This is a genomic window from Nocardia sp. NPDC056952 (genome assembly GCF_042674185.1).
Classification (GTDB): Bacteria; Actinomycetota; Actinomycetes; order Mycobacteriales; family Mycobacteriaceae; genus Nocardia.
This window is the reverse complement of sequence record NZ_JBHURA010000001.1, coordinates 298,319-319,241: the sequence shown is the minus strand read 5'-3', so window position 1 is coordinate 319,241 and position 20,923 is coordinate 298,319. Positions and strand designations below refer to the sequence as shown.

The window sequence follows — 20,923 nt, the reverse complement described above, 5'->3', positions numbered from 1 at the left end:
GTTCATGCGCTGCCCTCTCGGCACTCACCGGCACTGCGCCGAAATCCAACGGTTTCGCGAGCTGTTTGCTCGCACGATCGGTGCCGCGCGATCCGGTCGTCGAGCCCGGCGCGATGCGAGGAGCGGAACGACAGGATGTGCGGCACATGTTCAGACTATCGGTAACCCGGCCGACTACTGTGCACCCATGACCTCACGGGGACCCTTGAGCGGTTCGACCAGCGACGCGCATCCTGCCGCGCCCACTGTGGCGCCTGTTTCCGGCGTGGTCGTCCGACGAGCGCGAACCTCCGATGTCCCCGAGATCAAGCGCCTCGTCGACGAGTACGCGGGCCGCATCCTGCTCGAGAAGAACCTGGTCACCCTGTACGAATCGGTGCAGGAGTTCTGGGTCGCCGAGCTCGACGGGCAGGTCGTCGGCTGTGGCGCGTTGCACGTCCTGTGGGCCGATCTGGGCGAAGTACGCACTGTCGCAGTCGATCCCGTCGTCAAGGGCCGCGGAGTCGGCGGCGCGGTGGTCGAGCATCTGGTCACCGTCGCCCGCGAACTGCAGTTGCAGCGTGTGTTCGTGCTCACTTTCGAGGTGGACTTCTTCGGCAGGCACGGGTTCGTCGAGATCGACGGCACGCCCGTCACCGCCGAGGTGTACGCGGAGATGTGCCGCTCCTACGACACCGGTGTCGCCGAATTCCTCGACCTCAGCTTCGTCAAGCCGAACACCCTCGGCAATACCCGCATGCTGCTGACCCTGTAGAGAATCCCTCGCGAGAAAGTGATCGACTGTGCCGATCTTCGCTGTCCACTACACCTACTCCGATGCGACGGCGGCCGACCGCGCGACCAACCGACCCGAGCATCGCGGCTGGCTGAACGCGCTCGTCGACGCGGGCACGGTGCTCAGCAGCGGGCCCTACCCCGACGGTTCGGGCGCGCTGCTGCTGTTCCGCGCCGAGGACGCGCCCTCGCTGACCGAACTGCTGACCAACGATCCGTTCGCGAAACTGGGGCTGATCGACGCCGTCCGTGCGGTCGAGTGGCTGCCCGTGATGGGCGCCTTCGCCGAGTAGCCGACACCCGGATACAGCACTGCCCGGAACCCTGCGGTTCCGGGCAGCGCCGTTCGTCGGCTTGTGTCAGGCGTTGGTGCGGCGGGTACGCAGCAGGCTCGCCACTGTCGCGATGATCAGAATGCCGATGATCACGCTCAGCGAGACCGCCGTGGAGATCTCCGGGACGCTCACGTGCTCACCGCCGTTGATGAACGACAGCGTGTTCTCGTGCAGCGCGTGCAGCACCAGCTTCACGCCGATGAACGCCAGAATCGCGGCCAGGCCGTAGGACAGGTACACCAGGCGGTCGAGCAGCCCGCCGATGAGGAAGTACAGCTGACGCAGACCCATCAACGCGAAGGCGTTGGCGGTGAACACCAGGTACGGCTCCTCGGTGAGACCGTAGATCGCCGGAATCGAGTCCAGCGCGAACAGCAGGTCGGCGAAACCGATCGCCAGCAGTGCGAGCAGTAGCGGCGTCACCACGCGTTTACCGTTGATCCGGGTGACGAGCTTGTCGCCGTCGTACTCGTCGGTGGTGGGCAGGATCCGTTTGGCCAGCGAGACGATGTAGCTGTCGCGCTTCTGCTCCTGTTCGACCTCGTGCCCGCTCTCGCGCAGCAGGTTGATCGCGGTGTAGATCAGGAACGCGCCGAACAGGTAGAACACCCAGCTGTACGCGCTGATCGCGGCCGCGCCGACCGCGATGAACACACCGCGCATCGCCAGCGCCAGCACGATGCCGATCAGCAGCACCTTCTGCTGGTAGATCCGCGGCACGGCGAAGGTACTCATGATGATGAGGAAGATGAACAGGTTGTCGACCGAGAGCGCTTTCTCGGTCACGAAGCCCGCGTAGTACTCCCCCGAGAACGTGCCGCCCCATTTCCAGGCGACGAACAGGCCGAACAGCAGCGCCAAGCTGATGTAGACGGCCGACCAGATGCCGGATTCCTTGAAGGTGGGCTCGTGCGGGGTGCGCACGTGGGCGAAGAAGTCGAAGACGAACAGGCCGAGGATCACCAGTCCGGTGATCACCCACTCGAGCGTGGTCACCTGCATGTGGTGGTCCGATCGATGAAGTTCATGTCGCCCATCATGCCCGAATTGTCCGTTTCAGTCGGCTTTGCGGAACGATTGCCCGTCATGATTTCACACACATCGGCGGCCGACGCACCCGCCGCGCACACGGAAAAGCGCTTTCGCCCGTTCGCGACCGCTGCTACCGTCACCGCATACCCCGACCACAGCACCGAGAGGAGCCAGCCGTGTACGAATCCACCGCGCAGAACCAGCGCCCCACCGCGATGCACCGGCACAGCCCCGGTGCCGTGAAGCCGGGTACCCGCCTCGCGCGCGCCCGCTTCATCGCCTGACAGGCGATTTTCGCCCGACCCCGGGCCGTTTCCGACCATGAGCCGTGCCAGGTCCCTCCTCGTTCGTCGCCGCCTGCTTCCGGCACGGTCAGAGCAAACCGGGAACGGCGTCACTCGTCCTCGGACGCACCGGGATCGCCGCCACGGATCGACCACAGCAACCCGTCCAATTCGTCGGGCTTGATGAGTACGTCGCGCGCCTTGGAGCCCTCGCTGGGCCCGACCACGCCGCGCGTTTCCATCAGGTCCATCAACCGGCCCGCCTTGGCGAAGCCGACGCGCAGCTTGCGCTGCAGCATGGAGGTCGAACCGAACTGTGAGGTGACCACCAGCTCCACCGCTTGCAGCAGCACGTCCATGTCGTCGCCGATATCGGGGTCGACGTCCTTGACCTCGCCGGCCTTGGCCGCGGTGACGCCCTCCTGGTACTCGGGTTCGGCCTGGGTCTTGCTGAACTCGACGACGGCCTGGATCTCCTCGTCGGAGATGAACGCGCCCTGCAACCGGGTCGGCTTGCCCTGACCCATCGGCAGGAACAGGCCGTCGCCCATGCCGATCAGTTTCTCCGCGCCCGGCTGGTCCAGGATGACGCGCGAGTCGGTGAGCGAGGAGGTGGCGAACGCCAGCCGCGAGGGCACATTGGTCTTGATCAGACCGGTCACCACGTCCACCGAGGGGCGCTGGGTGGCCAGCACCAGGTGGATACCGGCGGCGCGCGCCTTCTGGGTGATCCGTACGATCGCGTCCTCCACGTCGCGCGGGGCGGTCATCATCAGGTCGGCGAGCTCGTCGACGATGGCCAGGATGTACGGGTAGGGCCGGTAGACACGTTCGCTGCCCAGTGGCGCGGTGATCTTGCCCGATCGCACGTTCTTGTTGAAGTCGTCGATGTGGCGGACCTTGTTGGCCTGCATGTCCTGGTAGCGCTGCTCCATCTCCTCGACCAGCCAGGCCAGCGCGGCGGCGGCCTTCTTCGGCTGGGTGATGATGGGCGTGATCAGGTGCGGAATGCCCTCGTACGGCGTGAGCTCCACCATCTTCGGGTCGATCAGGATCATCCTGACCTCCTCGGGGGTGGCCCGGTGCAGCAGCGAGATCAGCATCGAGTTCACGAAACTCGACTTACCGGAACCGGTGGAACCGGCCACCAGCAAGTGCGGCATCTTGGCCAGGTTCGCCGAGACGAACTCGCCCTCGATGTTCTTGCCGAGACCGATCACCAGCGGATGGTGATCGTTGCGGGTGTGCGGCGATTTCAGGACGTCGGCCAGGCGCACCAATTCGCGGTCGGCATTGGGCACTTCGATGCCCACGGCCGACTTACCGGGGATGGGCGCGAGCAGGCGGACGTTCTCGGTGGCGACGGCGTAGGCGAGGTTGCGGGCCAGCGCGGTGATCTTCTCGACCTTGACGCCGGGACCGAGCTCCACCTCGTAGCGAGTGACGGTGGGGCCACGCACGAACCCGGTGACCGCGGCGTCGATCTTGAACTGCACCAGGACTTCGGTGATCGCCTCGATCATCGATTCGTTGGCCGCGGAACGCTTCTTGGGCGGGTCGCCGTCGAGCAGCAGTGTCAGCGGGGGCAGCGTGTAGTCGCCGTCGACGACCCGATCGGTGACGAACTCCGGTTCCGGTGGCGGCGGCGGGGTCTGGTCGACCGGCTTGACCACTGGCCGCTTGCGCGCCGGTTTCGGTGCGGGCGCGGGCGGTTCCTCGATCGGCTTGGCATCGCGCAGCGGCGGTTCGCCCAGTGATTCGGTGACCGCGTCGGAGCCGCCGAACTCGTCGGGCGGGTAGTTGTCGTCGGGGTTGCGGCCACGGCGACGGGTTCGGTTGCGGTGCACCGGGAATCCGTCGGCGTCGTAGTTGGCCGGGTCGTAGGGGTCGCTGTCATCGGCGTATTCGCCGAGGCCGAAGTATTCGCGCAGCTTGGCAGGCACCTCGCGCACCGTGGTTCCGGTGAGCAGCAAGACGCCGAACATCATGGCCAGCAACAGGATCGGCAGCGCGAGCCACGGCGTGAGGCCCTGGCCGAGCGGTCCGCCGATCGCATAGCCGAGCGCGCCTGCCGCGGTGGCGCGGCCGTCCGCGTCGGTGGGGGAACCGGCCGCCAGGTGCCAGATCCCCAGAGCGGGAAGCACGACGAGTAGCCCACCGAGGACCAGCCGTGGCCGGATCTCCGGATGTGGTTCGGTGCGCATCAGCACCACCGCGAGCGCGACCAGCAGAATCGGCGCCAGCGCGGCCGCGGAACCGGCGATCGCCCGGACGATGTCTTCGAGGAAACGGCCGACCGGCCCGCCCGCCGACAGCCACATCGCGGCGGCGATGATCGCGCTCAACGCGATGAGCGCCAGGCCGATGCCGTCGCGCCGGTGCCCGTGGTCCAGGTCGCCCGCCCGGCTCAGCGTGCGGGTGGTGGCGCCGACGCCGCGCGCCAGCATGGTCCAACCGCTCCCGATCCCGCGGCTGATCACCGCCAGCGGTGCGGTGTTGGAGGCGCGTTTGACCGGCCTGCGTACGGGCGTGGTGCGCCCACGCGGAGCCGCCGTCGCTCGCGGGGTCGCCGAACGAGACCGCGCCGCCGGCGTCTGCCCCCTGGTCGATCCCGCCCGCGCACGAGAGGTCGTGGTGCTGCGGGACTTACCTGCCATGACCATCAGGCTAGCCGCTCGAACACCTCCGAGACCATCCGCAACACTGGTCCCACCGTGCTCGCCGCGGTGATCCAGGGTGGATGCGCAGGTCGCAGCGCCCCGGTCAGCGTGGGGAAATCTCGCCGGGGACCGCGTTTCGCGGGCCCGAACTTACGGAATCCTTGTCGATCGCCACTGATTCGGGCGTGCGCGGGCTCGTGAGGCTAGCGCGGGCGCCGTAACCCTCGGTACGTTGACTGCGCTCTATCGGGTCGTCGACCCGTGCAGATGAAGGGGACGCTACAAGTGAAGAGAATGCTCACCAGCGCGGCCGTGCTGGGTGCCACCGCAGCCGCAGTGTTCGCGGGGCACATCGCACCGGCCCAGGCGCAGTCGGGCAACTACGGCGCCATCGCGGTGTCGGTCAAACCGGGGGTTTACGGATACGCCACCGACTACGGCAGCTACGCCGATGCCGAGGCCGGTGCCATGTCGGCCTGCCTGCGTGGCGGTGGCGGTGGCGGGTGCGACGTGAAGGTGTCCTACCGCAACGGGTGTGGAGCCATCGCGATCTCGCGCGGGTGGTGGAGCTACGGCTCCGCGTCGACGATCGGCGGCGCGAAACGCGAAGCGCTGAACAACAATCCGGGCAACGCCTACATCAAGCACTGGAACTGCACCAGCGGCTACCAGCTCTAGCCCGACCGTTTCGACCATGATCATGGGAGTTGTAGTGAACAACCGTCCAGTGAAATACGCTGCCGTTCTCGTCGCGATCGTCGCGGCGCTCGGCCTCAGCGCGTGCAGTTCCGACGCCGACTCGACCAGCACCGGCGCGGCAACCACCACCGCCAAGGGCGGCGCCTTCGAAACGGGCGACGCCAAGTCGGGCAAGGAAGAGGGCGGCGAGCCCGCGGCCACCACGGTGCCCAACCTGCCCAAGCCGACCGCCGCCGAGCTGAACGCCCGGTTGAACAAGGCCCTCGCGGGTCAGCTCACCGGTGACGAGAAGAAGACCTATATCGAGGACGCCGACCAGGATCCGATGCTGGTCGACAAGTTCGTCGAGGCGGCCAAGCAGAACAACGTCAAAGTCGCCATCACCACCGTCGGCGACCCCGCCGACGGCAAGCTCAAGGCGAACGCCGATGTCACCATCGACGGCGCCCCGGTCAAGGACGCCTTCGTCGACTTCGTCGCCGAGGACGATTCCTGGAAGGTGTCGCACGTGTTCGCGTGCAACATCGTGAAGTCGGCGCAACTCGACTCCGCGGCCTGCCAGGCCTGAGACCCGGTCCGAATCGGTCCGAATATCAAGAAAACCGCTGGGCGACATTGTCGCCCAGCGGTTTTCAGTTGATCTGTTGATCTCTCGATCAGACGGCGACGACCGTCGGCACGATCATCGGACGACGACGGTAGACGTCGGCGACCCAGCGGCCGACCACCCGGCGCACGCCCTGGGCGATGCGGTGGGTGTCGGTGATGCCCTCACCGGCCAGGCGCAGCAGCTCCGCCTCGACCAGTTCGTTCGCGCCGTCGAGCGCGGTCCGGTCGTCGGAGAAGCCGCGCCCGTTGAGCTCGGGCGTGCTCACCGCCTTGCCGGTGGTGGAGTCGATGACGATGGTGATCGAGATGAACCCACCCTCGCCCAGGACCAGGCGGTCCGACAGGGTCGATTCGCCGACATCACCGACCGAGAGGCCGTCGACGTAGACGTGTCCGACCGGCACACGGCCGACGATGGAGGCGATGCCGTCGACCAGGTCGACCACCACGCCGTCCTCCGCCAGCATGACCCGTTCCTCGGGCACACCGGTCGCCACGGCCAGCGCGGCGTTGGCGCGCAGGTGCCGCCATTCGCCGTGCACGGGCATGGCGTTGGTCGGGCGCACCGCGTTGTACAGATACAGCAGCTCACCGGCGGAAGCGTGCCCGGAGACGTGCACCTTCGCGTTCTGCTGGGTGATCACGGTCGCGCCGAGCCTGGCCAGGCCGTTGACCACGGCGAACACCGAGTTCTCGTTGCCGGGGATCAGCGAGGACGCCAGCACCACCAGGTCGTCGGCGCGGATGTTGATCTGCCGGTGCTCGCCTCGTGCCATCCGTGACAGCGCCGAGAGCGGCTCGCCCTGGGAGCCGGTGGAGATCAGCACCAGGCGATTACCGGGCAGGTTCGCGGCCTGATCGAGGGTGACCACGACGTTGTCGGGCACCGTGAGGTAGCCGAGGTCCTGCGCGATCTCCATGTTGCGGACCATCGAGCGGCCGACGAAGCAGACCTTGCGGTTGTACTTCTGCGCGACGTCGACGACCTGCTGGATGCGGTGCACGTGGCTGGCGAACGACGCCACGATGACGCGGTTGGTGGCCTTGCCGATCACATTGTCGAGCACGCCACCGATCTCGCGCTCGGGGGTGACGAAGCCGGGAACCTCGGCGTTGGTGGAGTCGACCAGGAACAGGTCGACACCTTCGTCGCCGAGGCGGGAGAAACCGGCCAGGTCGGTGAGGCGGCCGTCGAGGGGCAGCTGGTCGAGCTTGATGTCGCCGGTGTGCAGGACGACGCCGGCACCGGTGCGGATGGCCACGGCCAGCGCGTCGGGAATCGAGTGGTTGACCGCGAAGTACTCGAGCTCGAACGGGCCGTGCACCGTGGTCTCGCCCTCGGCGACCTCGCGCAGCTTGGGCTGCAACCGGTGCTCGCGAGCCTTGGCCGCGACCAGCGCGAGGGTGAACTTGGCGCCGATCACCGGGATGTCCTGGCGCAGGCGCAGCAGGAACGGCACGGCACCGATGTGGTCCTCGTGGCCGTGGGTGAGCACGATGGCCTCGACGTCGGCCATCCGGTCCTCGATGGGCCCGAAGTCCGGCAGGATCAGGTCGACACCGGGCTGCTGGTCCTCGGGGAACAGCACACCGCAGTCGACGATCAGCAGCTTGCCGCCGTATTCGAACACCGTCATGTTGCGGCCGATTTCGCCGATACCGCCCAGGGCGAACAGGCGAAGGCCGTTCTTCACCAGCTTCGGCGGCGGGCCCAGCTTGTCGTGGGCAGCCTTCTCGCGCGGCTCGGCGACCGGCGCCGAACCTCGACCGCGTCCACCGCCCTGCCTGCCACGGCCACCGCCGCGGGACTGCTCGGCGGCGGGCTTGCTCTTGGCCTCGGCCTGCTTGCCCTTGGCTTCGGTAGCCGGCTTGGTCCTCGCGCGTCGCGGCGCCGTCTTCTTCGCGGTCACCCGCTCTTCGGCGACGCCGAGCAGGTCGGTGCCCACTTCGGCGTTACCGGCCAGGTTCGCCTCCGCGGTGACCTCCGCGATCGGTTCGGCGATCGCCGGTTCCTGCGCCACGGGGGCTTGCTCGGGCGCTACCACTTTCTGCACCGCGGCTTGCGCGGTCTCCACCGGCGTCGGCTCTGGCGCACCGGCGGCACGCGATGCCGACCGGCGTCGGGGCTTACGGGCTACGGGTTCGGTCATGCCGACACCCCCGCGGCCTGCAGGTCCAGCGCCAGCTCCTCTAGCTGTGCCTGCGTCGGCATCAGCTGGGGCAATCGGGGCTCACCTACGTCGATGCCGAGCAATCGGAGTCCTCCCTTACACATCGCCACACCTCCCAGGCGGGTCATGGCCGCGTACAGCGGCAGTAGTGTCGCGTTGATCTCTCGCGCCCTGGCCACGTCACCGGTGGTGTAGGCGTGGTGGATCTCGCGCAGTCGCTCCGGCACGAGGTGTCCGATGACGCTGATGAATCCGACCGCACCGACCGAGAGCCAGGGGAGATTCAGTCCGTCGTCACCGGAGTAGAAATCCAGATCGGTGGTCGCGATGAGATCGGCTCCGGAGACGAGATCGCCCTTGGCATCCTTCACCGCGACGATGTTGGGATGCTCGGCAAGGCGCCGGATCGTGTCGATGGCGATAGGCACCACCGACCTCGGTGGAATGTCGTAGAGCGTGATCGGCAGCGCGGTGGCGTCGGCGACCGCGGTGAAATGCGCGATCAGACCCTCCTGTGTGGGCCGCGAGTAATACGGGGTCACCACGAGCAGACCGTGCGCGCCCGCGTTCTCCGCGGCACGCGCCAGTTCGATCGAGTGCGCGGTGTCGTAGGTACCCGCGCCCGCGACCACGGTGGCCCGGTCGCCGACGCCGTCGACGACCGCCCGCAGCAGATCGTGCTTCTCGGTTTCGGTCGTGGTCGGCGATTCGCCGGTGGTACCCGAGATGATCAGCAGGTCGACCCCACGGTCGACCAGGTGTGCCGCCAGTGCGACACCGGCATCGACGTCGAGCTTGCCCGCAGCGCTGAAGGGGGTCACCATCGCGACACCTACCGTGCCGGACGCGCGCAGCTCCGTTGGCGTCGATTCACCGTTCGTCATGGTCAGAAAGGCTACCCGGTCGCCGGATGCGCCTCGACACCCTAGCGCCCGAAGCGGCTGCCGGTGGGTGTTTTTCACCTTGCGTGATGTCACATATGACGTCACAATGATGTCATGGATCTGAATGCTCATACCGCGCGTTTGCGCGAGGAACTGATCGCCGCCGCCGCGCTCGGCGACGAGAAAACGCAGGCCACCGCCGCCGCCCTCGCCGCCGCGGTGGAGAGTTCGAGCCGCCTGGTGCTGCTGTCGGCGCTGTCGGAACTGGCCGCCGAGATCAGTACCGAACTCGGTGACCGCACCGTGCACGTCCGCCTGGAAGGTACGGAGGCGAAGGCCGACGTGCGCAAGAACACGCCGTCGGGCGCGGAGGAACCCCAGACTTTCGAGGAAATGACCGGCGACATCAGCCGGGTGACCCTGCGCTTGGTCGAACAGCTCAAGTCCCGCGCGGAGGAAGCGGCCCAGCAGAACGGGCAGTCGCTCAACTCCTGGCTCTCCGGTGCCGTCAGTGGCGCGTTGAAGGATCAGATGCGCGGATACGGCGGCAAGGGCTGGTAGACGGCGTCCGAGATCACAGCAGTGGAGCCAGGTCGCCGCGTTCGCCGATAACGACTTCGTCGAGTTCGAGCCAGTCGGCCATTTCCCGCAGGGCCCCACGCAAGGCCTCGGCGGTCTCGACGGTCGCGTAGCCGGGTTCGGCGAACGCGCCGGGGGCGAGCAGTCGGCCGGTGGCGCGTTCGGCGCGCAGATCCACCCGGCCGACGAGCTTGCCGTCGACGAGCAGGGGGAAGACGTAATAGCCGTGCACCCGTTTGGGTTCGGGGGTGTAGATCTCGATGCGGTAGTGGAAGTCGAAGACCCGCTGGGTGCGTGGGCGGAAGAAGATCAGCGGATCGAACGGGCACAGCAGCGCGGTCCCGGTGATCCGGCGCGGGGTGGCGGCCTCCGGGTGCAGGTAGGCGGGCGCGTCCCAGCCGTCGACATCAACGGGTAGTAGTTCGCCCGCGTCGACCAGGTCGGCGATCGCCGGAGCGCTCTGGCGCCGGGCCAGGCGGTAGTAGTCGCGCAGGTCGGCCTCGGTGCCGATCCCCAGGGCCCGGCTGGACCGGCGGATCAGCTCGCGCACGGCATCGTCCTCGGCGATCTCCCGGTCGCGTACATCGGCCGGGACGACCCGTTCGGTGAGGTCGTAGTGCCGGGTGAACCCGACCCGGCGGGCGGTGGACAGCTCACCGGCGGCGAAGAGCTGCTCGCAGATCATCTTCGTATCGCTCAGGTTCCACCAGGTCCCCTTCGGCCGCGGCTTGTCCAGTTCCAGATGACGTTCGATCTCTCCCGCGCTCGCCGCGCCCACCTCGGTCACGACATCGAGAATGTCCTTGCCCAGCGTGGGATTTCGTTCGACGATCTTGCGCATCCCCGACCAGCGCCCGTGCCGGTACTCCCGCATCCGCCAGCGCATCAGCGGCCAGTCGGCGACCGGGATCAGTGCCGCCTCGTGCGCCCAGTACTCCACCAGCCCCCGTCGCGCCTTGGCGCTGTCGCTCCAGGCGGCGCCGTCGAGCAGGCTGCGATCGTAGGGGCCGATCCGGCTGAACACCGGCGCGTAGTGCGCGCGGACCACAGCGGAGACCGAATCTATTTGCAGCAGACGGGTTCTGGCGACGACATCGAGCACGGCCCGACGCTTCGGGTTGGTCGGCCTTCGCTTGCCGAAGCCCTGCGCGGCCAGCGCCGTTCGACGGGCCTGCGCCGCATTCATCCGCTGCATCTGCTCAGCCTGACACAGGGGTCCGACAGGTTTTCGGCGCTCAGGTGGAGACCCGGACCTCGCCCGCGGTGTCGATCTCGGTCCGCCGATCCCCGCCCGGCGCGGCGGCCAGCACGGTCGCCACCCAGCGTCTGCCGACCGGCAGCACGCGCACGGTCACCGAGCCCGCTCCCGCCATGTCGAGTTCGTCGACCGCGGCCTCGATCACGTGGTGGCGCACCCATTCCGGTACCCCGAGGAAGCCGCCGTCGTCGAGCAGGGTGACCTCGACGCCGCGCGATCGCGCCCCCCGAGCGGCGGCGCTGAGCCGATCGGTGACCAGCTGCGGCGCCCGGAGACCGTCGCGCAGTTCGGCTTCGAGCAGCCTGCACTGTTCGCGTTCGGTGTCGGTGAGCTCGATTCCGGCCGCGATGCGGGCGAGCAGGGGCCCGGCCACCCGGTCGAGGGCTCCCAGCTGACGATCACGCTCGGCGTTGGCCGCGGCCAGCGCGGCCTCGGTCGCCGCGCGTCGATTGGCCTCGCTGCGCAGTTCCCGCAGCGAACGCTGGGTGGGCCGCACGATCGACATGAACACCGTCACCGCGCCGACGGTGGCGACCGGCGTCAGCGCGCGCACCACGGTTTCGGGGTGCCAACTGGTGAACACTCCCATCGTCACCAGCACCGTCGCGGCGGCCGCTACGCCGAGCCAGGCCGACACGATCCGCCCGCGCAGCACCAGCATCGCCAGCAGATACGACGTCGGATAGGCGGTCCACAGCTGGTGGGCGAATCCCGACGAACTCTCGAGCCACGGCACGGTGAGCGCCATCGCCGCAGGTCCGGCACACGCCACGAAGATCGTGGCGGGCCACGGCAGCGGGTCCACGGGGAACACCAGCACCACCAGCGCGGCCACTGCCATCAGCACCAGCGCGGCGGCCGCGGCCGCCGGCGGGGCGATATCGAAATTCACCCGCAGGTACATCACGATGGTGGCTTCGAAGATCACCACGAACAGCCACGCCGTGCCGTCGCTGAGGCCGAACAGATCGCGCATCGCGAACGGCAGATCCCGATCGACCATCAGCTACCCCACACCAGCGTCACCACGGTTCCCGCGCCCGGCGCCGATTCCACGAACGCCGCGCCACCGGCGAGCGCGCGCATCCGGCCCAGGATGCTGCCCGCGATCCCCATCCGATCGGCCGACACCCGCGCTGGGTCGAACCCGGCGCCGTCATCGGACAGCACCACCCGGATGCCGCCGGTCGCGATGGTGACCGACACACCGCGCCGCACCGTCCGACCGGGGACGTCGGCATGACGCACGCTGTTGCGCACCGCCTCCGAGAGCGCGGCCCCGAGCACCTGCGCGGCCTCGATCGGCAGGCACAGATCGGCCGCGCGCCGCGAGGACACCTGCACCGGGATCTCCGATTCCACCTCGCACACCGCCTCGCGCAGGAATTCGATCGCCGCGGCGGCGTCGAGGTGGTCGATTTCGGGCGCGGTCCGCGACAGCTCGAGCTGTTCGAGGGTGCGCGCGGCCTGGTTGCGCAGCACCGGCGAGGACTGCTGCGCCCGCGAGGCCTCCAGCAGCGTCGACAGCACCGCGTCGTGGATGAGCGCCGCGAAACGCGCGCCCTCGCGTTCCCTGGCCGAGGTCGCCGCGACCGCCGCCGCCCGGCTGCGCTGCCGGACCGCTTCCCGGTCGACACGTTCGGCGGCGGCACGCGCGTACACCACGCACCACAGGAACAGCGCGGCTACGCCGAGCGCCCTGGTGATGTCGCCGAACAACGCCCACATCGAACTGTCCGGCACCACAAGGGCATTCGACACACTGGTAACCACCGCGAGCAGGGCCGCGAACGCGGCCGCACCACGTCGCGGCCACGCCAGACCCGCGGCCAGCACGCCGACAGCGAGCCCTCGATAGGGCCACGAAGCGAACGAACCGATGTGCACCACCGAGTACACCAGCGGCGTCGCCACGGTGGCCGCGAGATAGCACACGGCGGCTGCGGCGGCGGTGCGCCGGATCGCCGCGGCGGGGCCGCGCGCCGACACGATCGCCAGCACACCGAACATCAGATACGCCGACATCAGATGCAGTTCCGGCCACACCGACTGATTGATCGGCTGCACCAGCACCGCGGGCAGTTCCAGCACCATCACCATCGTGGCGCCGGTCCCGATCACCAGCCCGAGCCTGCGCAGGATCTGGTCGGTCGCCGCGCGCGAGAATTCGACGTCGCCGACCGGTGCGGGCGCCGTCGCGACCGCGAGATCGGTCACGTGCGCTGCTGCCTTTCCGGCACGGGCAGCCATCCGTCCTCGACGGCCCGTTTGTACAGATCGGTCTTGGTGGGCGCGGGTCGGCCCGCGTCGGCGTACTTCTGCCGGATGCGGCCGAGGTAGTCGTTGACGGTCTGTTCCGACAGACCGGTCAGCCGGGCCACCCGCGAGGCCTTCTCACCCGAGGCGTACAGCATCAGCACTTCCTCCTGACGCGGGCTGAGCCCGACGTCGGAGAGCTTCGGATCGCCGTCGATGGCGGCGGCCCAGTCGGTGGTCACCACCTGCTCCCCCGACGCGGCCCGGCGCACCGCCTCGACCACGGTCGCCACACTCTCGGACTTGCGCAGCACCCCGAGCACGCCCGCTTTGGCGGCGGAGCGGACCAGGAAGGCGTTGTCGGCGCCGGTGAACACCAGCACCTCGATGTCGCGTTCACGCAGCGCGGTGACATTGTCCTCGGGCGTCGAGCCGTCGGGCAGGCGCAGATCGAGGACGACGAGATCGAGATCGGTGGTCTCGGCCAGCAGCCCGGCGACGGACTCCGCCACCGCCACCAGTTCCAGGTCAGGTTCGGGGCCGAGCATGGCCGCCAGCCCGATCGCCACGGACTCGTGGTCCTCCACCAGTCCGACCCGCCGCACCGTGCGCGTCTGCGCCAACTCGCTCACCCGACCACTCCCCATCCTCGAACACCCACCGCGGCCAGCCCGCAACACGTCGGTCGAGTTCTACCGCATCCCGAGCCCGCGTGTCAGCCCACCAAAATTCGGGGCGGGTCCGCTGTCGCGATCAGCTATTCCATCAGACCAGCGGCGATGGTCGCGCCCAGTTCCCAGCATTTCTCGAGATCGGCCTTGCTCGGCGGTCCCGAGACCACGACCGTATCGGCGGCGCGCTGCCAGCCCAGACCGGTGGTGATCCGCTCCACGCTGCTCTCGGCGCCTTCGGTGCCTTCGTTGCCGTGCAGGTAGAGCCCGTAGGGCCGTCCGCCGGTCGAGTCGAGGCACGGGTAGTAGATGGTGTCGAAGGCGTGTTTGAGGGCACCGCTCATGTAGCCGAGGTTGGCCGGGGTGCCGAGCAGGTAGCCGTCGGCGTCGAGCACGTCGACGGCGGTCACCGCCAGCGCGGCCCGGCGCACCACCTCGACCCCCTCGATCTCCGGGTCGCTCGCCCCGGCGAGGACCGCTTCGAACATCGCCTGGGTGTGCGGCGAGGGGGTGTGGTGGATGATCAGCAACCGGGCCATGGGCTCGCTACTCTCCTGGGTCGCGTTCCAGTTTTTCCAGTGCCACCGCGCGGCGCATGGTGTCGCGGGCGCGGCCCCGGTCGCCTGCGTAGTCGTAGGCGCGGGCCAGCCGGTAGGAAGAGCGCCAGTTGTCCGGGTCGGCTTCCCATTCGGTCTTGATCTGTGCGAACAGGGCGTCGGCCGCGTCGCGTTCGATCCGGCCCGAGGGTCGGCGCGGCAGTTGCGAGGTGTCGACCTCCAGGCCTTCCTCGTGGATACGCCGGGCCAGCCGTTGATGCGCGAACGCCGCGCTCAAGGTCGCCCACAGGATCCAGAGACCGACGACGGGCAGCAGCAGCATGCCGATGCCGATCGCGATACCCGCGAACCCGCCGTCGGCGATGTAGGCGATGGCGAGCCCGCCGAGCCGCACGAAGTAGAACAGCAGCGCGATGACCAGAAACACCACGACCGCAACGGTTTTCAGGACCTGCCGATCGGGTCGCTGCGCGCCGGAGTCGCTCACAGATCCAGGAACGGGTCGAGCCCGACGGTCAGACCCGGCCGTCCGGCGATCTCGCGCACCCCGAGCAGCACGCCCGGTGCGAACGAGGACCGGTCGATGGAGTCGTGGCGGATGGTCAGGGTCTCGCCCTGGGTGCCGAACAGCACCTCCTGGTGGGCGACGAGCCCGGCCAGACGCACCGAATGCACGCGCACACCGTCGACATCGGCGCCGCGGGCACCCTCGAGTTCGGTGGTGGTGGCGTCGGGGCTGATCCCCACCCCGGCCTCGGCGCGAGCCGCGGCGATCACCGCGGCGGTGCGGTAGGCGGTGCCCGAGGGGGCGTCGGCCTTGTTCGGGTGGTGCAGCTCGATGACCTCGACCGAGTCGAAGAACCGCGCCGCCTGCTCGGCGAAACGCATCGACAGCACAGCGCCGATGGCGAAGTTCGGCGCGATCAGCACGCCCACCTCGGGCCGCTGCGCCAGCTGCCCGCGCACGTCGGCGAGGCGCCCCTCGTCGAAGCCGGTGGTGCCGACGACGGCGTGGATGCCGTTCTCGATCAGGAACTTCAGGTTGCCCATCACCACATCGGGGTGGGTGAAATCGACGACCACCTGGGTGTCCGCCTCGGTGAACGTCTCGAGCGCGTCACCCTTGTCGACCTGCGCCACCAGCTCCAGATCGGGCGCCGCCTCCACCGCCGCGCAGATCGCCTGCCCGACCTTGCCGCGTGCTCCGAGCACTCCGACCCGAATGGTCACCGCATCTCCTCGTCCTCGACTCAGCTTGCTCGTCGAAGCCTATCGAGCAGCCCGTGGGACCTCGGCGCCGACCTCACACCATCGGGCAGGCCGAGGCGTCAGTCGAAGACGATCACCTGTCGTAGCGCCGCGCCCGCCGCGAGATCGTCCATCGCCTGGTTCACCTGGTCGAGTCCGATGCGAGCCGAGACGAGCCGTTCCAGCGGCAGCTTGCCCTCGCGCCACCGCCGCACGTATTCGGGGATGTCACGGTCGGGAACAGCCGAGCCGAGGTAGCTGCCGATGATGGTGCGGCCCTGTGCCACCAGCGCCAGTGGCGAGATGGTGGCGGTGGCGGTCGGGGCCGGCAGGCCCACCGTCACGGTGACGCCACCGGGTACTGTTGCGGCGACGGCGGTTTCGAACGCGCGGACGTTGCCCGCCGCTTCGATCACCACGTCGGCCTGCACGCCCTGCTCGGCGACCTCGCCCGGCGTGCAGGCCACGGTCGCACCGAATTCGCGGGCCAGCGAGAGCTTTTCGGGAACCGTGTCGACGGCGATCACCTCACCGAGACCGAGCGATACCGCGACGAGCACCGCCGCCATCCCGACGCCACCGAGCCCGACCACCATGATCCGGTCGCCCGCACCGGGTTTCGCGGCGTTGAGCAAAGCGCCGCCGCCGGTGAGCACCGCGCAGCCGAGCACCGCCGCCACTTCGGGCGGCACGTCGTCGTCGACCGGGACGACCGAGCGCCGGTCCACCACCGCGTGCGTGGCGAAGCCGGAGACGCCGAGATGGTGCTGCACCACCTCGCCGTCGCGGGTCAGCCGTCGCCCGCCGCCGAGCAGTTCGCCCGCGTTGTTGGCCACACTGCCCGGCCCGCACGGCGTGCGTCCGTTGCTCGCACAGCCCGCGCAGTCGCCGCAGCGCGGCAGGAACGTCATCACGACCCGCTGCCCAGGGGCCACATCGGTGACGCCGGCGCCCACCGATTCGACGATGCCGGCGGCTTCGTGGCCGAGCAGCATGGGCACCGGACGCACCCGATTGCCGTCCACCACAGACAGATCCGAATGGCACAGGCCGGCCGCTTCGATGCGCACCAGCAGTTCGCCCCGACCCGGTTCGGCCAATTCCAGGTCACACACCGTGATGGGCTGCGAATCGGCGAACGGCGCCGGATCGGCGATCCGTTCCAGAACGGCTCCACGAATCTTCATGCTCGCGACGCTACCGCGAGTGCCCTTTACAGGTTCCGGGATCTGTCGCTAACCTCGATCTCGGTGATGGTGCTCCTGTCGGCCGCCTCGTACCGTGCCCAGGGTCGGCGCCATCACGAACAAGGAGAAATCCCCTGTCAGTGCAGTTCAATCACACCATTGTCGGATGCCGCGATAATCGGGAGACCGCCGAGTTCTGGGCGGACATCCTCGGGTTGGACGTAGGAAAAGAGTGGGGGCCGTTCATTCCGATCGCCCTCGATCACGGTGCGGCCTTCGATTTCGCCAAGGTCCCGCCCTTCGTTTCCGAGATCCAGCCGCAGCACTACGCGTTCCTGGTCTCCGAGGCCGAGTTCGACGCGGCCTACGCCAAGATCCAGCGCTACAAGCTGGACCATTGGGCCGACCCGCAGCAACACGGGGTCAACGAGATCAATCACAACGACGGTGGTCGCGGTGTCTATTTCCTCGACCCCAACGGCCACTTCCTGGAACTGATCACCGTTCCGTACGGCGGTTGGCCCGAGTGAGTGCCCAGGCCGGTCCCGATTCCCTCGGGACCGGCCTGCGTTCTACGCCGTTCGCGTGGCGGCCCTGGTCCCGCGCAGTCCGAGCAGCGCGGCGCAGACACACGCCACCGAGACGATCACGATGAACCACGGGAACACCGTCGCGATCCCCCAGGTCGTCGCCGCCCAGCCCGCCGCGAGGGTCGGCAGCGCCATCGCCGAATAGGCCAGCAGGTAGTAGGCCGACATGGTTTCGCCGCGGCGATCGTGCGGAACCACTTCGGCGAGGTGCCGCAGCGAGCCGCCGAATCCGAGCCCGAACGTGGCGCCGAGCACCAGGCCCGCCACGATCACGACGGCGGGCTGTTTCGTGGCCAGCGCCGGGATGGTGGCCAGCAGCGACGCGGCCATGCCGAGGTCGCCGATCACCGCGGCGCGCCGGGCCGGGATGCGGGTGGCGAACAGCTGCGCCAGGGCCGCGGACAGCGCGGTGCTCGCGACGACGACGCCGCCGAACACCAGGTTGTGCATGCCGGTCTCCGCCGCGGCCAGCGACGGGTACAGCGACAGCAGCACGCCCAGCACCGACCAGGCGGCCATCACGCCGATCGCGGAGAACCAGAAGTCGGCCCTGATCTCGTGCGGGACAGACGGTTTCGCGATGGTGATGCGCGCCTTCACGCGAGCGGTGTGTGGTTCACGCAGCGCGAGGATGCCCGCCCCCGCGGCGAGGCACACCGCGGCGATCACGACGTACGGCGTGCGCAGCGGCGAGGGCGCGTACTGCGCCAGGACCGCGGTGCCGAGGACCGCCACCGCGATGCCGACGTTGAACGCCACGCCACTGAGCTGCCCGGATCGCGCACCACGCTCGGGCCGCAGATCCAGCAGCGCCGCCGCGCCCGCGACGACGGTGGCGCCGACGGCTGCCCCGTGCAATGCCCTGGCCAGCAACAACATCGGCACCGAATCGGCGAGCAGGAAGACGACCAGCCCGAGGATCATGGTGGCGAAGGCGCCGATCATCACCGGCTTGCGGCCGACCACATCGGAGATCCGGCCGGAGACCAGCACCGCGCCGAGCGCCGCGAAGGCATAGACGGCGAAGACCATGGTCGTGGTCAGCGGGGACAGATGCCACTCGGTCTCATAGATCCCGTAGAGCGGAGCGGGCGCCCCGGAAACCCCGAGCGCCACCGCGCTCGCGGCCAGGACTAGCCCGTACGCCCAGCGCTGCCCGGCCTCGACCGGCGCCATCGTTGTCGCTGCCACAGCAGCCCCCATCAGCAGAGTTTGATAACCATCGAACGATGATCAGGCTACGCCGAGTATGATGACTATCAAACCCCCGAGTGAGGTAACTCATGACACAGGCTAAAGATCTGACCCCGGCGCCGACCATACCCGTGGCCGCGCTCCCCACCGTCCTCGGCGCCCTCCACGACCCCGTCCGCCTGGAGATGGTCCGTCGGCTGAGCAACGCGGCCGCCCCCGTCCGCTGTGCGGCGCTCTACGACGCGATCAACAAATCCACCGCGACCCACCACTTCAAGATCCTGCGCGAAGCGGGCCTGATCGAACGGCTCACCATCGACGGTCAGACCTTCCAGACACTGCGCACCGACGCCGTGGAGCACGCCCTGCCCGGCCTGCTCCCCTCGATCGTCGACGCCGCCAACCGCGTGGACGCGGATGCCACCCACCGCGACGAGCGGTCCTTGCGCTGATCGCCCGGACAGCGGGAGCCGAATCGCTCAGCGTTCGACGAGCTTTCGCACCGAGGCGGGCAGATCGCGGGTGCGCTGGTACGGGCCCGACACCGCGGCACCGTAAGGACGGGCGAGCAGGGTTCGGGCGATCTCGCTGACCTCGTCAGTGGTGACGGCGTCGATGCGCGCCAGCGTCGCCGAGACGCTGCGGTGGTTGCCGTAGCTGAGTTCGCTGCGGCCGATGCGGTTCATCCGCGAGGCCGAGTCCTCGAGGCCCAAGACCAGTCCGCCGCGCAAAGAGCCCTTGGCCCTGGCGCATTCGGCATCGGTGACACCGTTGGCAGCGACTTCGTCGAGCACGCCGCGTGCCAATATCGCGACCTGGCCGAGGTTTTCGGGCTGGCAGCCGAGCGAGACCGAGAACGCGCCGGTGTCGGCGAAGGTGTCGACGCTCGAGTACACCGAGTAGGCCAGGCCACGTTCTTCCCGGATGCGCTGGAACAGGCGCGAACTCAGACCGCCGCCGACGATGGTGTTGAGGATCGACAGCGGCCAGCGCTGTTGACCTTCGTGCCTGCCGAACGCCCGCACGCCGAAGGCGAGGTGGGTCTGTTCGCTGTCGCGGTTGATCCTGATCAGGCCGGGTGCGCCCTGCGCGCGGAACCTCCCTTCGCGGCGCGGCGCGGGCTCGGCGGCGGTGTCCAGGTGTGGCCCGAACGCGCGGTGCACCAGTTCCACGACGCGTTCGTGCTCCACGTTGCCCGCCACCGCGACGACCATGCGCTCGGGCCGGTAGCGGCGCTGATGGAAGCCGCGCAGCTGGGTTGCCTGCATGTTCTCGATGGATTCGACGCTGCCGATCACCGGGCGCCCGATCGGGTGGTCGCCGAACATGGCGGTGAGGAAGGAGTCGGCGACCAGGTCTTCGGGGTCGTCGTCGCGCATCGCGATCTCTTCCAGGACCACCTGGCGCTCCACGTCGACGTCGATCGCGCGGCACAGACCGTTGAGCACCACATCCGAGACGAGGTCCACCGCGAGCGGCAGGTCCTCGTCGATGACGTGGGCGTAGTAGCAGGTCTGTTCCTTGGCGGTGAACGCGTTGAGCTCACCGCCGACCGCGTCCATGGACTGCGCGATGTCGAGGGCGGTGCGCGTGGGCGTCGCCTTGAACAGCAGGTGTTCGAGGAAGTGCGCGGCGCCGGCCACGGTGGGGCCCTCGTCGCGCGAACCGACGCCTACCCACACCCCGATGGAGGCGGAGCGCACGCCGGGCACGTGTTCGGTGACCACGCGAAGGCCACCGGGAAGCACGGTGCGGCGCACTCCCCCGGTGGAGACATCGTCAGCGGATTCGGTATTCGACTCGGTCAACTTCGGCTTCGTCACCCGATCCCACCGGACGGCTGTGCTGGCATGGTTCCTCAACCTCTCGAACGGGAGCTGGCGACGTGCGCGTAATGCCTCATTGTGCAGGCAGCAGGCACGACGGCCGGCTCCG

At 68.7% G+C, this 20,923-nt stretch carries 22 protein-coding genes; 7 read left to right on the top strand and 15 right to left on the bottom strand.

The features are described 5' to 3' along the window. Positions 1 to 187: 187 nt before the first annotated feature. Entirely contained in the window at positions 188 to 754 is a 567-nt protein-coding gene (locus ACFTS5_RS01405; protein WP_378626568.1) for an amino-acid N-acetyltransferase, read from the top strand. Between the two features lie 28 nt (positions 755 to 782). Beyond that, entirely contained in the window at positions 783 to 1,067 is a 285-nt protein-coding gene (locus ACFTS5_RS01400) for a YciI family protein (RefSeq protein WP_378626567.1), read from the top strand. A 66-nt stretch (positions 1,068 to 1,133) separates the two neighbouring features. On the opposite strand, the gene ACFTS5_RS01395 is transcribed toward ACFTS5_RS01400, so the two are convergent. The 3 genes from ACFTS5_RS01395 to ACFTS5_RS01385 all read right to left on the bottom strand — a co-directional run bounded on the left by ACFTS5_RS01395 (position 1,134) and on the right by ACFTS5_RS01385 (position 5,082). Further along, the gene (locus ACFTS5_RS01395) at positions 1,134 to 2,111 is read right to left on the bottom strand and encodes a TerC family protein (protein WP_378626566.1); all 978 of its coding nucleotides are present in this window, start codon (positions 2,109 to 2,111) and stop codon (positions 1,134 to 1,136) included. Next, positions 2,102 to 2,281 carry a hypothetical protein gene (locus tag ACFTS5_RS01390; protein WP_378626564.1) on the bottom strand — a complete coding sequence of 60 codons (180 nt, stop codon included), beginning with the start codon at positions 2,279 to 2,281 and terminating at the stop codon, positions 2,102 to 2,104. Before ACFTS5_RS01390 ends, ACFTS5_RS01395 begins: the two co-directional genes overlap by 10 nt. A 254-nt stretch (positions 2,282 to 2,535) precedes the next feature. Further along, on the bottom strand, positions 2,536 to 5,082 hold the full coding sequence (locus tag ACFTS5_RS01385; RefSeq protein ID WP_378626562.1) for a DNA translocase FtsK: 2,547 nt from the start codon (positions 5,080 to 5,082) through the stop codon (positions 2,536 to 2,538). Between the two features lie 297 nt (positions 5,083 to 5,379). On the opposite strand from ACFTS5_RS01385, the gene ACFTS5_RS01380 reads away from it, so the two are divergent. Continuing rightward, positions 5,380 to 5,763 (top strand): DUF4189 domain-containing protein, encoded by a 384-nt coding sequence (locus ACFTS5_RS01380; protein ID WP_378628262.1) that lies wholly within the window; start codon positions 5,380 to 5,382, stop codon positions 5,761 to 5,763. 34 nt (positions 5,764 to 5,797) lie between these two features. After that, positions 5,798 to 6,352: a hypothetical protein gene (locus ACFTS5_RS01375; protein ID WP_378626561.1), complete on the top strand. Its 555-nt coding sequence runs from the start codon at positions 5,798 to 5,800 to the stop codon at positions 6,350 to 6,352. 88 nt (positions 6,353 to 6,440) lie between these two features. Here the strand turns inward: ACFTS5_RS01375 and ACFTS5_RS01370 are convergent, their stop codons facing one another. Continuing rightward, positions 6,441 to 8,543 carry an RNase J family beta-CASP ribonuclease gene (locus tag ACFTS5_RS01370; protein ID WP_378626560.1) on the bottom strand — a complete coding sequence of 701 codons (2,103 nt, stop codon included), beginning with the start codon at positions 8,541 to 8,543 and terminating at the stop codon, positions 6,441 to 6,443. Beyond that, positions 8,540 to 9,448, bottom strand: a complete 909-nt coding sequence (dapA, locus tag ACFTS5_RS01365; protein WP_358062402.1) for a 4-hydroxy-tetrahydrodipicolinate synthase — start codon at positions 9,446 to 9,448, stop codon at positions 8,540 to 8,542. Before dapA ends, ACFTS5_RS01370 begins: the two co-directional genes overlap by 4 nt. A 114-nt stretch (positions 9,449 to 9,562) precedes the next feature. Between dapA and ACFTS5_RS01360 the strand changes: the two genes are divergently transcribed. Beyond that, positions 9,563 to 10,009 carry a hypothetical protein gene (locus ACFTS5_RS01360; RefSeq protein WP_378626558.1) on the top strand — a complete coding sequence of 149 codons (447 nt, stop codon included), beginning with the start codon at positions 9,563 to 9,565 and terminating at the stop codon, positions 10,007 to 10,009. A gap of 13 nt (positions 10,010 to 10,022) precedes the next feature. Here ACFTS5_RS01360 and ACFTS5_RS01355 read toward each other — a convergent pair whose 3' ends face one another. The 8 genes from ACFTS5_RS01355 to ACFTS5_RS01320 form a co-directional block, all read right to left on the bottom strand. Next, on the bottom strand, positions 10,023 to 11,222 hold the full coding sequence (locus tag ACFTS5_RS01355) for a winged helix-turn-helix domain-containing protein (RefSeq protein ID WP_378626556.1): 1,200 nt from the start codon (positions 11,220 to 11,222) through the stop codon (positions 10,023 to 10,025). A gap of 40 nt (positions 11,223 to 11,262) precedes the next feature. After that, a complete protein-coding gene (locus tag ACFTS5_RS01350) occupies positions 11,263 to 12,288 on the bottom strand; it encodes a hypothetical protein (RefSeq protein ID WP_378626555.1) in 1,026 nt (341 codons plus the stop codon). Then, positions 12,288 to 13,502: a sensor histidine kinase gene (locus tag ACFTS5_RS01345; RefSeq protein WP_378626554.1), complete on the bottom strand. Its 1,215-nt coding sequence runs from the start codon at positions 13,500 to 13,502 to the stop codon at positions 12,288 to 12,290. The genes ACFTS5_RS01350 and ACFTS5_RS01345 overlap by 1 nt, the downstream gene beginning before the upstream one ends. Then, entirely contained in the window at positions 13,499 to 14,188 is a 690-nt protein-coding gene (locus ACFTS5_RS01340; protein ID WP_378626553.1) for a response regulator, read from the bottom strand. The genes ACFTS5_RS01345 and ACFTS5_RS01340 overlap by 4 nt, the downstream gene beginning before the upstream one ends. 110 nt (positions 14,189 to 14,298) lie before the next feature. Then, complete coding sequence (locus ACFTS5_RS01335) at positions 14,299 to 14,751, bottom strand: flavodoxin family protein (RefSeq protein WP_378626551.1); 453 nt, start codon at positions 14,749 to 14,751, stop codon at positions 14,299 to 14,301. Positions 14,752 to 14,758: 7 nt separating this feature from the next. Further along, positions 14,759 to 15,256, bottom strand: a complete 498-nt coding sequence (locus ACFTS5_RS01330) for a hypothetical protein (RefSeq protein WP_378626550.1) — start codon at positions 15,254 to 15,256, stop codon at positions 14,759 to 14,761. Continuing rightward, positions 15,253 to 15,999, bottom strand: coding sequence for a 4-hydroxy-tetrahydrodipicolinate reductase (gene dapB / locus ACFTS5_RS01325; protein ID WP_378626548.1), 747 nt, complete (start codon positions 15,997 to 15,999; stop codon positions 15,253 to 15,255). The genes ACFTS5_RS01330 and dapB overlap by 4 nt, the downstream gene beginning before the upstream one ends. 98 nt (positions 16,000 to 16,097) lie before the next feature. Beyond that, positions 16,098 to 17,204, bottom strand: a complete 1,107-nt coding sequence (locus ACFTS5_RS01320; protein WP_378626547.1) for an alcohol dehydrogenase catalytic domain-containing protein — start codon at positions 17,202 to 17,204, stop codon at positions 16,098 to 16,100. Between the two features lie 134 nt (positions 17,205 to 17,338). Between ACFTS5_RS01320 and ACFTS5_RS01315 the strand changes: the two genes are divergently transcribed. Continuing rightward, positions 17,339 to 17,734, top strand: a complete 396-nt coding sequence (locus ACFTS5_RS01315; RefSeq protein WP_364411883.1) for a VOC family protein — start codon at positions 17,339 to 17,341, stop codon at positions 17,732 to 17,734. Between the two features lie 42 nt (positions 17,735 to 17,776). Here the strand turns inward: ACFTS5_RS01315 and ACFTS5_RS01310 are convergent, their stop codons facing one another. Continuing rightward, positions 17,777 to 18,970 (bottom strand): MFS transporter, encoded by a 1,194-nt coding sequence (locus ACFTS5_RS01310; protein ID WP_378628261.1) that lies wholly within the window; start codon positions 18,968 to 18,970, stop codon positions 17,777 to 17,779. A gap of 107 nt (positions 18,971 to 19,077) precedes the next feature. On the opposite strand from ACFTS5_RS01310, the gene ACFTS5_RS01305 reads away from it, so the two are divergent. Further along, positions 19,078 to 19,440: an ArsR/SmtB family transcription factor gene (locus ACFTS5_RS01305; protein WP_378626545.1), complete on the top strand. Its 363-nt coding sequence runs from the start codon at positions 19,078 to 19,080 to the stop codon at positions 19,438 to 19,440. Positions 19,441 to 19,467: 27 nt separating this feature from the next. Here ACFTS5_RS01305 and ACFTS5_RS01300 read toward each other — a convergent pair whose 3' ends face one another. Beyond that, the gene (locus ACFTS5_RS01300; RefSeq protein ID WP_378626544.1) at positions 19,468 to 20,811 is read right to left on the bottom strand and encodes a M16 family metallopeptidase; all 1,344 of its coding nucleotides are present in this window, start codon (positions 20,809 to 20,811) and stop codon (positions 19,468 to 19,470) included. Between the last annotated feature and the right edge of the window lie 112 nt (positions 20,812 to 20,923).

Coding starts and splice junctions, on each gene's coding strand:
- ACFTS5_RS01380 (WP_378628262.1), top strand. CDS start 5,380: ATGCTCACCAGCGCGGCCGTGCTGGGTGCCACCGCAGCCGCAGTGTTC.
- ACFTS5_RS01310 (WP_378628261.1), bottom strand. CDS start 18,970: ATGGCGCCGGTCGAGGCCGGGCAGCGCTGGGCGTACGGGCTAGTCCTG.
- ACFTS5_RS01340 (WP_378626553.1), bottom strand. CDS start 14,188: ATGGGGAGTGGTCGGGTGAGCGAGTTGGCGCAGACGCGCACGGTGCGG.
- ACFTS5_RS01305 (WP_378626545.1), top strand. CDS start 19,078: ATGACACAGGCTAAAGATCTGACCCCGGCGCCGACCATACCCGTGGCC.
- ACFTS5_RS01320 (WP_378626547.1), bottom strand. CDS start 17,204: ATGAAGATTCGTGGAGCCGTTCTGGAACGGATCGCCGATCCGGCGCCG.
- ACFTS5_RS01395 (WP_378626566.1), bottom strand. CDS start 2,111: ATGCAGGTGACCACGCTCGAGTGGGTGATCACCGGACTGGTGATCCTC.
- ACFTS5_RS01350 (WP_378626555.1), bottom strand. CDS start 12,288: ATGGTCGATCGGGATCTGCCGTTCGCGATGCGCGATCTGTTCGGCCTC.
- ACFTS5_RS01370 (WP_378626560.1), bottom strand. CDS start 8,543: ATGACCGAACCCGTAGCCCGTAAGCCCCGACGCCGGTCGGCATCGCGT.
- dapA (WP_358062402.1), bottom strand. CDS start 9,448: ATGACGAACGGTGAATCGACGCCAACGGAGCTGCGCGCGTCCGGCACG.
- ACFTS5_RS01355 (WP_378626556.1), bottom strand. CDS start 11,222: ATGCAGCGGATGAATGCGGCGCAGGCCCGTCGAACGGCGCTGGCCGCG.
- ACFTS5_RS01405 (WP_378626568.1), top strand. CDS start 188: ATGACCTCACGGGGACCCTTGAGCGGTTCGACCAGCGACGCGCATCCT.
- ACFTS5_RS01360 (WP_378626558.1), top strand. CDS start 9,563: ATGGATCTGAATGCTCATACCGCGCGTTTGCGCGAGGAACTGATCGCC.
- ACFTS5_RS01385 (WP_378626562.1), bottom strand. CDS start 5,082: ATGGCAGGTAAGTCCCGCAGCACCACGACCTCTCGTGCGCGGGCGGGA.
- ACFTS5_RS01335 (WP_378626551.1), bottom strand. CDS start 14,751: ATGGCCCGGTTGCTGATCATCCACCACACCCCCTCGCCGCACACCCAG.